Genomic DNA, 10753 nt, shown 5'->3' on the forward strand with positions numbered 1-10753 from the left:
TGCCCCACCGGCTTCCAGCTCTATAAGGACGGCGTGATCGTCATGCAGTCGCCGGACATGTGGTTCCTGCGCGACACGAGCGGGAAGGGGCTGAAGGCCGACTGGAAGGAGCGCATCGTCACCGGTCTGGACGCCGCGGACTCGCATCACGAGACGAACTCGATCTGCTACGAGCCGGGCGGCGCGGTGTATTTCAGCGACGGCGTTTTCCATCGCACGAATGTCGAGACGCTCAACGGGCCGGTGCGCAATGTGAACGGCGCGATCTATCGCTTCGAGCCGCGCACGTCGAACTTCGAGCGCTACGTGCCCTACGGTTTCGCGAATCCGCACGGGCGCGTGTTCGACTACTGGGGCAATGACATCATCACCGACGCCACCGGCAACGCGTCGTATTTCGCGCCGGCTTTCAGCGGCCACCTCGACAGCGGCGCGCATCCCAGCATGAAGCAGTTCTGGAACCGCCCCTCGCGCCCGACCCCTGGCACAAACATTCTCAGCAGCGGCCATTTCCCCGATGACTGGCAGGGGCAGTTCCTGAATACGAACGTCATCGGGTTTCAGGGCATCTTCCGCGCGAAGATTTCCGAGGACGGCTCGGGGCTCAAGGGCGAGACGATTGACCCTCTCGTCGAGGGCCTCCTCGGCGACGACGAGCACGAGGGCAATCCGGACTTCCGCCCGAGCGGCATCGCCGTCGCGCCCGATGGCTCACTCTATTTCCTGGACTGGTCGCAGATGCTCATCGGCCACCTCCAGCATCACCTGCGCGATCCGAACCGCGATCACCAGCATGGCCGCATCTACCGCATCACCTATCCCTCGCGTCCGTTGCTCCAGCCGAAGAAGATCTACGGCGAGAGCATCGAAAACCTGCTCGAGCTTTTGAAGGAGCACGAGGACAACGTGCGCCAGCGCGCCAAGATCGAACTCGACACGCATGACACGAAGCAGGTCATCGCCGCCGTCGACAAATGGGAGCAGGCGCTCGACAAGAAGGATCCGAACTACGAGCACAATCGTCTCGAGGCCTTGTGGGTCCACCAGTGGCACAATGTCGTGAACCTCGGCCTGCTCAACGCCGTGCTGAAATCTCCCGAGCCCCGGGCCCGCGCCCAGGCCGTGCGCGTCCTCTGCTACTGGAGCGACCGCGTGCCGAACTCATTCGCGCTGCTCGATGCCGCCATCCGCGACCCCGCGCCCCGCGTCCGTCTCGAAGCCGTGCGCGCGCTCAGCTTCGTCAAGGGCCAGGACGTGCCCAAGGCCATCGAACTCGCCAAGGTCGTTATGCCCGAGAAGGACTACTACATCGACTACTGCTTCCGCGAGACGATGAAGCAGCTCGGCTCGCTGCCCGAGGCCGGGGACCTCATCAAGAGCGATCCCATCCTCGCCGCGCGTCTCCGCGCCGTGCCCGACGCGAAGTACGGTCCGACCCGCAAAAAACTCACCGCCGACGAACAGAAGATGTATGACCTTGGCCATGAGGTCTTCAATCGCGACGCGCACTGCGTGACGTGTCACCAAGCCGACGGCAAGGGCATCGAGAACATCTATCCGCCGCTCGCGAAAAGCGAGTGGCTGGGAGACGACGAGCGCATGATCAAGATCGCGCTCAAGGGTCTCTACGGCCCGCTCAAGTTCCAGGGCAAGGATTACGGTCCCGTGAAGAACACGCCGCCGATGCCCGGCTTCGGCCCACTCGCCAATGACCAGGAAATCGCCGCCGTCATTTCCTTTGTCCGCCAGTCCTTCGGCAACGACCTCAACTTCGTCAAGGCCGAGGACGTGAAGCGCGTCCGCGAGCAAATCAAGGACCGCAACATCTTCTACATGGTGGACGAAATCCTGAAGGAGAACCCGCTGGAGAAGAAGACGAAGTAGAGCGTCGCGGTTCATCACAGGGCCTCATCGCCCCCCTCTTTGCGTGTCATCCTGAGCGGAGTGTAACGAAGTCGAAGGATCCCGTCGCTTAACCAGCGACATTGCCGACAGGGCGACGGGTTTTTGCCTGGTAACCCGTAGGCATCTCGCAGACTCCTCCGAGAACCCCGGGAAAACCCGTCAAAGGAATTTCATCGTTTCGGATAAAACCGATGATAACTTTACGTTTTCGCATTCCCGTCGTGAAAGCTTCCCTCCTCACTCCGCTGCTCGCCCTCCTTACCTCGAGCCTCCTCGCCGCCGACATCCCCCCCGCCACGCTGCCCGACGGCTACACCCTTGAGGTCGCCGCCGGCGCGCCACTCGTCCGCCACCCGATCATGGGCTGCATCGACGATCGCGGCCGCCTCTACGTCGGCGACGCCGCCGGCCTGAACCTCAAGAAAGACGAACTCGAGAAACAGCTTCCCAATCGCGTCCTCCAACTCACCGACACCAAGGGCGACGGCCACTACGACAAGGTGACCGTCTTCGCCGATAAGATGACCTTTCCGCAAGGTGCCTGCTGGCTCAACGGCTCGCTCTACGTCGCCTCGCCCCCTGGTATCTGGAAACTCACCGATACCGATGGCGACGGCGTCGCCGACCAGCGCGAGATGATCGTCGGCGGCTTCGACTACACCGGCAACGCCGCCGACATTCACGGCCCCTTTCTCAATCCCATCAATGGCCGCCTCTATTGGTGCCACGGTCGCAAGGGCCATCACGTGGTGCAGAAAGACGGCACGCTCGTCCACGACGGTCTCGCCTCCGGCATCTGGTCCTGCAATCCCGATGGCACCGATATCCAGTGGCATTCCTTGGGTAGCGCCGACAACCCCGTGGAGATCGTCTTCACGCCCGCGGGCGACATCATCGGCGCGGTCAATCTCTTCTACAGCCAGCCGCGCGGCGACGTGCTTGTTCACTGGCTCTACGGCGGTGTCTATCCGCGCCCCGATCAACTCCAGGCCATCGCCGGCCTGCCCCGCACCGTCGATCTGCCGGTCATTCACAACTTTGGCCACGTCGCCGTTTCCGGCATGTGCCTGCTGCAGAGCGGCGCTCTCAATCCCGAGTGGAAAGGGCAGATCTTCATCACCCATTTCAACACGCAGCGGGTCGCGCGCATGGCACTGATCCCCGATGGCGCGACCTACCGCACACGCGAGCACGAGTTCTTCAAGCTCAACTCGCCCGATGCGCATCTCACCGATGTCATCGAGGACCGCGACGGCTCATTGCTCGTCCTCGATACCGGGGGATGGTTCCGCATCGGTTGCCCGTCGAGCCTCACCGCCAAGCCGGAGATCATGGGTGCGGTCTATCGCATCAAGCGCCCGGGCCGGATGAAAGCGGAGCCCACTGCGCCGCCCGTCGCCAGGACCGCGCCGCGCAGCGAGGATGAACTGATCGCCGCACTGACTTCCGCATCGCCCAAGGAGCGCTTGGCTGCTTGCGATGAAATTGCCTTGCGCCGCATCGGTGGCGAAAAGACCGCGAAGGCGCTCCTCGCCTTGCTTGCGGAGCCGCTGGAGCCGGCCGTGGAGCACGGTGCGATGTTTGCCGCGCTGCGCACAGATCTCCCGTTGTTACCCAATTTACGCGAGGCGCAAAATCCGTTGCTCGTCCGACGTCTCCTGCTGCTCAGCGACCAGGGCTCGAATGGCGCCGCGAACGCGCGCGAGATCGTGACGCTGGCCACCCGCTATTTCTCTTCTCCGGACCACGACCTTGCCGCGGCCGCGATCAAGGTGGTCGCGCGTCAGCCCGACAGCGTCACTTTGCTGCACGACGAATTTGCCCATTGGCTGGAGGGTGCCACCCTCGAGGACGCTCACCTGCGCGTGCTCGAAGCGGTGGTCGGTCCACAATTGGCGAAGCCGGCAGCGCAGGAAATACTCGGCAAGATGCTCGCGCACGCTTCGCTTCCCGTCCGACGCGTCGCATGGCACGCCGTGGCCCAACAAACGGGCACCGCCAGCAAGCCCGCGTGGCTCCCGCTGCTGCAATCGCAATTGGAGTCCGCCGCGCCGGGCGATCTGTCGGGTGTCCTCGCCGCGGTCAAAAAACTCCACGACCCGCAGTTCCGCGCCGCGCTGGAGAGACTCGCCAGGGACGACAAGCAGTCTTTGACCCTGCGCTTGCACGCTCTCGACGCGATGGCCGGCGGGCTAAAGCTGGAGCCCGAGTCGTTCACTCTCCTGCTCAAGACGGCCGGTAACGAAGCAGCGCCCGCCAGCGCCCGCATCCAGGCCGCCACCATGCTCGGCTCGGCCGCGCTGACGCACGACCAGCAAATGGCTCTCGCCCCGCAGTTCGCCACCCTCGGCCCCGTCGAATTGCGCGAGGCGATCCGCGCGGTGAGCAAGGGCAAGGACCCGGAAGTGGGTAAAGCATTCGCGCAAGCCTTGGTGAATTCGCCGGTGCTTGCTTCAGTGCAGGAAAGTGTCTTCCGCACGCTCTACCAATCCTACCCGCCGGAGATCTTCGAGCAGACGCTTCTGCCCGCCTTGCATAAGGCCGAGGCCGCGGTCGAGGGCCAGCGCCGCCGGCTCGGGCCGCTGTCGGAGAAAGCCATCGCCGAAGGGAAACCCGAGGAAGGAAAGAAGCTCTTCGAGACCGGGCGGGGCAGTTGCATCGCCTGCCATCAGATCGGCGACGTCGGCCGCTCGATCGGGCCGAACCTCTCGCACATCGGCTCCATCCGGCGCGAGATTGACATCCTGGAATCCGTCATCTTTCCCAGCGCCACGCTGGCCCGCGATTACGAGGCCCATGCCATCGAGTGCGCGGGTGGCGAGACGCTCATTGGCATCATCAAGAGCCACACCGCGGAAGGCATCCTGCTGGTCGACATCGGCGGCCAGGAACACAACATCCGCCACGAGCAAATCACCGCCGACACGCAGTTGCCCACCAGCCTCATGCCCGTGGGACTCGACCAGACGCTGACTGAGCCTGAGTTGCTCAACCTCGTCGCCTACCTCCGCAGTCGAAAGTGAACCCGCTCAAAATCTCTCGTCGTGATGCCCTCAAGCGGACCGCCGGTCTGGGCGCGGCCGTGTTGCTGCCGGGATCGCTGATCGGCACGCCGGCGGACAACCCCATCCAGCGCGAGAATTCGCAACCCGGGACGCGCGACTGGATGCTCGCCCACCCGCGCATTGAGACGGAAAGCAAATATCGCTGCCCGTGGATCGAGGGCTACGCGTCGAAGTCGAGCGTGCGGGCCGGCGAGACGATCACCTTTCACGTCAGCACGAGCCCGCCGTCGCCCTTCAAGCTCGATGTCTTTCGCCTCGGCTACTATGGCGGCACGGGCGGGCGCCTGATGCGTTCGCTCGGCCGCTTCGAGGGGCGCACGCAGGCGGATCCCGAGATCGGTCCCAAGCGCCTGTGCAACACCGCTTGGGAAGCCTGTACCGAACTGCGCATCCCGGCCGATTGGACGAGCGGCGTCTATCTCGGCAAGCTCACTGCCGAACTCGATGGCACCGACAGCTACGTCATCTTCATCGTCCGCGACGACCGCGCGGCGGACTTCCTTTTCCAGTGCAGCGATAACACCTGGCAGGCCTACAACCGCTGGCCGTCGCAGTTTGCGCTCTACGACGACGGCACCGAGCATTGGTACTGGGGCGGTGGCGTGCAGGTCAGCTACAACCGCCCCTACGGCAAATACTGCCAGATCATGGACGCGCCGCTCTCCACGGGCTCCGGCGAGTTCCTGCTCTGGGAGTTCCCCTTCGCCTTCTGGATGGAATCGCTCGGCTACGATGTGAGCTACATCTCGAATCTCGACACCCATTTCGATGCCCGCGGATTGCGGCGCGCGAAAGCGTTCCTCAGCGTCGGGCACGATGAGTACTGGACCCGCGAGATGTTCGACAACGTCCAGGCCGCCGTCGCTGCCGGGGTGAACGCCGGCTTCTTCTCCGGCAACGCGGTCTGCGGCCGCGTGGCCTTCGCCGAGAAAGTGCGTGGCTTCGAGCGGGTGGGTGTCTTCGGCCCGCCGCACGGCACCCGCGACTTCAAGCACATGAGCGACCTTGCGCATGAACGCCCGTACGCCAATGAACTCACCGGCGCGCACAGCACCGGCCCCGTGACCGGCGGCGCCGACTTCATCTGCACGCAACCGGAGCATTGGATCTACGAGGGCACTGGCATGAAGAAGGGCGACGGCATTCCCGGCCTCATCGGCTGGGAATGGCACGGCGATCCCGCTCCGATTCCCGGCCTCGAAGTCATCGCCACCGGCCCCACGCAAAGTGCGCCCGGCAAACTCAACGACGGCACCTACACCGCCACTCTCTATCCCGGCCCCAAAGGCAACATCGTCTTCAACGCCGCCACCTGCTGGTGGGCCGACGGCCTTAGCGCCCCGCCCGGCTACGTCCGCCCCAAGGTCTACACCGAGCCCCTCGGCCCGGACGCCCGTGTGCAACGCATCACCCGCAACATCCTCGACCGCATGCGCGGGCACTCAGTTTAAACGAACGCTCCCCGAGAGCGCCCGCCTTACAGTTTTTCCTGCTGCACGGTCCAGAGTTCGTCGAAGCGGGTGTCCTTGCCGTTTCCTTTGCCGCGCCACCAATAGATGATGCCCTGCAGCAGCGGCACCTTTTGCGGGCCGGTGATGAAGGAATTCACCACCGCGTCTTCATCCAGCATGAAGGCGACGTGGTCGCCGCGATCATTCCCAAAGAAGGTGTTCTCGCCATTGGGATCGGCCAGCGCGCTCGAGCCATCCACCGGCACCCAGCCGACGCCGCGCGCGAAGAACTCCGCCTTCACATGCCAGTTTCCGTAATCGCCGGTTTTGTTCCCCGGCTTTTGCGATGACGCCCAGCGCCCGCCGAGCAAGCGCGCAGGAATACCATTCGCCCGCATCACGCCGGTGAAGAGCGCCGATAACCCGCCGCAGTCGCTCTGGCCTGTGGTGCAGACCTGCGTCGCGGTGTGATTCTCGGTCGGCCATTGATAGGTGTTGTGGTGCTTGATGAAGGCAAACACGCGATGCGCAAAAACGAGGTCGCTCTCACCGGCCGCGCGCGTGAGCCCGTTGTTCCGCATCCATTCGCGAAAAGTCGGCGTCTCGATGTCGCTCGTGGGACTGACCCGGGTGAAATGCTGCACCTGTTCCGGCGAGAGATCCTTCACCTCCGGCGCGCTCTGCCCCTGCGGCAGGCTACGCAATTGCCGCGAATAGAGCGTGCCATCGATCGTCAGCATGGTCTGCACTTCCTTCCGACGATCGGTGACCCGCGCGAGCATGAACGGCCGTTTCAGCGGGCTCTCGTCGCGCACGACTTGGGCCGCCGGCTCGAAGGTCGTTTTCATCTCGCGTTGGCCTGGGAGATTCGGCGCCTCCGGCGCGTAGAGAAACCACTCGTCGACCTGGCCGTTGGGCAGCGCGATCCCCGTGCTCAGCGTGGCGTGAATATAACGCGCGGGCTTCATCTCCAGCACGTATGTCGCTTTCGGGTCAAATTGCGCCGCCGCGGAGGCAAACGCGATGAAGCGCGGCGCACCTGTCTTCTGCACTTCGACCAACCGATTGAAAGCGGCCTTGGGAATTCCCCCGGCAAAAAAGCCGCCCTTGTCGAAGAAAAGAGTCCAGCCTCCAGCGGGCGCGAAGGAAACCGTTTCGAGCGTGCTGCCCTGGGCCGCCGTCTCCTTGATTTTTTGGAAACACTCCTCCCCGACGCCGCGCGCCTCGTAGCCGTTTTTCCCGTGCAGCAGACACCAGCCGCCATTGGGCGTGAAGGCCATCCACTTCAGCGTGCCCCCCGCCGCCGCCACTCGTTCGAGCGCCTTCTGTGCTTCCGGCGGGATGTTTTCAAACGCGTAGCCGTTCTGGTCGTAGAGCAGCACCCAGCCGCCGCCCGGCGTGAAGGCCACGCATTTGAAAGTGTGCGCGCCGGATTGCAGTCCGATGATCTTCTGGCAGGCGGGCAGGCCCACGTTGCTCGTCCAGCATCCATTCCCGCCGAAAAGCAGGACCCAATCGCCCGACGGAGCAAAGGCGACATCGCTGAGCTTCATCTTTTTGCCCACCACTTCCTTGATCTTCGGCACGGCGCCGATCTGCATGTCGTCGGCCCACCAGCCGTTGAAGTCGTGCAGTTCGATCCATGTCGCCGGCGCCGGCGTCGCCATGGTGAATATCGCGAAGACCAAACCAATCACCGTGCGCCAACGTGCGGAGCCGGAAGCCGTGTTCATGGGGTGGCAGCAGCTAATAATTGCGCACTCTTTAAGTCAATCTCCGCGGCAATCCACATCGCCACTCATAGGTCGCGATGCACCGTATGGGGCGAGAAGGCGGGCAGGCACACCGCGATATATTCCGCGCCGTCCGGATGGGGCGTGCTGTAGCGCACCCACTCGCCGGCGTGCGTGATCACCGCCTGCCCCGCGCCCACGTCGAGAACTCCATCCCGTGACTCTACGCGCAACGCACCCGCCAGCACCACCGTGTATTCGTCAAACTCCGGCGTCTGTCCCGGCTCCACCCAGCCCGAAGGGCTGCGCATCCGCGCCACGCTGACCTGCGGTGTGCCCGAGTTTACGTGTCCGATGAATTCCTGGATGATCTTCGGTTTATTCCCAGCCGCCTCGATCTGCGTCGGCTTCTCAATCAACGTAGGCATAGACCCTGATTCAATTGGCTTCCCAAGGCCAGACAAGGCCAAACAAACCGATTCAAGCCTCCCAAGTTTTCCCCTCGCCCCAGATTGACCTCAAGAATTGCGCAACGCATCGCTCTCCTGACAGTTTCAACGCTCTCCCCTATGGCCTCCCTCGCAATACTCCGCCGTCCTGCCGTCTTCGCTCTCGCCCTCCTTGCCGCAGCGGCTACGGCGTGGGCCGCCGCACCTTCGAAGCCCAATATCCTCATCATCCTCGCGGATGACATGGGCTTTTCCGATGCCGGCTGTTACGGCGGCGAAGTCGCGACGCCAAATCTCGACGCCCTAGCCAAGGGTGGCCTGCGCTTTACGCAATTTTACAATACGGCCCGCTGCTGGCCTTCGCGGGGCGCGCTGCTCACCGGCTACTACGCGCAGGAGATCCGGCGCGATACCGTGCCGGGCGTGATCAGCGGCGGACGCGGCATCCGCCCCGGCTGGGCGAAGCTGCTCCCGGAAATGCTCAAGCAGCTCGGCTATCGCACCTACCATTCCGGCAAGTGGCATGTGGACGGCAAACCGCTGCAAAACGGCTTCGACCACTCCTACGACATCGAGGACCACAACCATAATTTCAACCCGCAGAACCTGTTCGAGGATGATCAAAAACTGCCGCCGGTGAAACCCGACAGCGGCTATTACACGACGACCGCTTACGCCGATCACGCCATCAAGTGCCTGCAGGAGCACGCGGCGAAATACTCGGACCAGCCGTTCTTCGAATATCTCGCCTTCACCTGCCCGCACTTCCCGCTGCAGGCGCGGCCGGAGGACATCGCGAAGTACCGCGACCGCTTCCGCAAGGGCTGGGACGTATTGCGCCAGGAGCGGTGGCAGCGCCTGAGCTCGATGGGGATCGTGGATTGCGCGCTCTCTCCCATCGAGCGCAGCGTCGGCCCGCCCTATGCCTTCCCCAAGGATGTCGCCCTGCTCGGCCCCGGGGAAATTGATCGTCCCGTTCCGTGGGCCGATCTCACGGACGTACAACGCGACTTCCAGGCCACCAAGATGGCCATCCACGCGGCGATGGTCGACCGCATGGACCAGGAGATCGGCCGCGTGCTGGCGCAGATCAAGGCCATGGGCGCGTACGAGAACACGATCGTCCTCTTCCTCTCCGACAACGGCGCCAGTGCGGAAATGATGGTGCGCGGCGACGGCCACGATCCCAGCGCGCCTCCCGGTTCGGCCAAGACTTTCCTCTGCCTCGGCCCCGGCTTTTCCAGCCTGGCGAACACGCCCTTCCGCCGTCACAAGACTTGGACCCATGAAGGCGGCATCGCCACCCCGCTCATCGTGGAGTGGCCGAAGGGTATCGCCGCGCGCGGTGAGTTGCGCCATACGCCCGGGCACTTGGTGGACGTCGTGCCGACTCTGCTCGACATCGTCGGTGGAAAGCGTCTCGACACATGGGAGGGGCAACCGACGCCGACGCCGCCTGGCAGAAGCCTCGCCGCCGCGCTGGCGAAGGACATTACGATCCCGCACCCTTCGATCTGGTGGCAGCACGAGGGCAACCGCGCCCTGCGCGTCGGGGACTGGAAGATCGTCGCCGCCGGCGAAAAGAGCCCGTGGGAACTGTATGACTTGAGCAAGGACCGCGGCGAACAAAACGACCTGGCCAGCACCCAACCCGAACGTCTCAAGGACATGGCGGCCCAGTGGGAGAAGCAGACGGAGGAGTATCGCGCCCTGGCGCTGAAAGACGCCACCCCCGAAATGAAGAGCAAAGCCGGGAAGGGTAAGAAGGAAGCGGACTAGGAAGTGATCGCGAATTCTTCACGCTGATATCAGCGGAAATGAGACATAGCGGATGGATTTTCCGCAATGGAGCCAATGGAACCAATGGAGCGATGCACTTTTTAGCGCGAGGTATGTTTCAATGGGGCCATGTGCACGCATCCGACCCAGATCTACCGCCACCGACGCCTCGGACGGCACCCGCTGGGAGCGGCGATTTCCCAATCCCCGACCGAGCCAGCCGCGAAGCGCCATCTTTTCAGGGGGGGCGCTGGTGCGACACCCAGCGGTTGGAAAACCGCCGCTCCCAGTGGACTCCCCGCGCTCCCGCTCCTCCTCCCACCTCGATCCCACCTCGATCCCACCTCGATCCCACCTCGATCCCACCTCGA

At 63.8% G+C, this 10753-nt stretch carries 6 protein-coding genes; 4 read left to right on the plus strand and 2 right to left on the minus strand.

Annotated elements, in window-relative coordinates; genetic code table 11:
- From ABJF10_RS24720 to ABJF10_RS24730, 3 genes are all read left to right on the plus strand, one after another.
- A partial coding sequence (locus ABJF10_RS24720) for a HEAT repeat domain-containing protein (protein WP_348547296.1) occupies window positions 1-1884 on the plus strand: 1884 nt, incomplete at its 5' end.
- 242 nt (window positions 1885-2126) lie between these two features.
- Entirely contained in the window at window positions 2127-4928 is a 2802-nt protein-coding gene (locus tag ABJF10_RS24725) for a hypothetical protein (protein ID WP_348547297.1), read from the plus strand.
- Window positions 4925-6421 (plus strand): twin-arginine translocation signal domain-containing protein, encoded by a 1497-nt coding sequence (locus ABJF10_RS24730; protein WP_348547298.1) that lies wholly within the window; start codon window positions 4925-4927, stop codon window positions 6419-6421. The genes ABJF10_RS24725 and ABJF10_RS24730 overlap by 4 nt, the downstream gene beginning before the upstream one ends.
- Window positions 6422-6447: 26 nt before the next feature.
- Here the strand turns inward: ABJF10_RS24730 and ABJF10_RS24735 are convergent, their stop codons facing one another.
- Both ABJF10_RS24735 and ABJF10_RS24740 read right to left on the minus strand, forming a co-directional pair.
- Window positions 6448-8154 (minus strand): transglutaminase-like domain-containing protein, encoded by a 1707-nt coding sequence (locus tag ABJF10_RS24735; protein ID WP_348547299.1) that lies wholly within the window; start codon window positions 8152-8154, stop codon window positions 6448-6450.
- 65 nt (window positions 8155-8219) lie between these two features.
- Window positions 8220-8582 (minus strand): cupin, encoded by a 363-nt coding sequence (locus tag ABJF10_RS24740; protein WP_348547300.1) that lies wholly within the window; start codon window positions 8580-8582, stop codon window positions 8220-8222.
- 141 nt (window positions 8583-8723) lie between these two features.
- On the opposite strand from ABJF10_RS24740, the gene ABJF10_RS24745 reads away from it, so the two are divergent.
- A complete protein-coding gene (locus ABJF10_RS24745; protein WP_348547301.1) occupies window positions 8724-10382 on the plus strand; it encodes an arylsulfatase in 1659 nt (552 codons plus the stop codon).
- The last annotated feature ends 371 nt before the right edge of the window (window positions 10383-10753 follow it).

Origin of the sequence: Chthoniobacter sp. (assembly GCF_040003245.1) — a bacterium.
Classification (GTDB): domain Bacteria; phylum Verrucomicrobiota; class Verrucomicrobiia; order Chthoniobacterales; family Chthoniobacteraceae; genus Chthoniobacter.

Excerpts from the sequence above, each read along its gene's own strand:
- ABJF10_RS24735 (WP_348547299.1), bottom strand. The coding sequence starts at position 8,154 with ATGAACACGGCTTCCGGCTCCGCACGTTGGCGCACGGTGATTGGTTTG.
- ABJF10_RS24740 (WP_348547300.1), bottom strand. The coding sequence starts at position 8,582 with ATGCCTACGTTGATTGAGAAGCCGACGCAGATCGAGGCGGCTGGGAAT.
- ABJF10_RS24745 (WP_348547301.1), top strand. The coding sequence starts at position 8,724 with ATGGCCTCCCTCGCAATACTCCGCCGTCCTGCCGTCTTCGCTCTCGCC.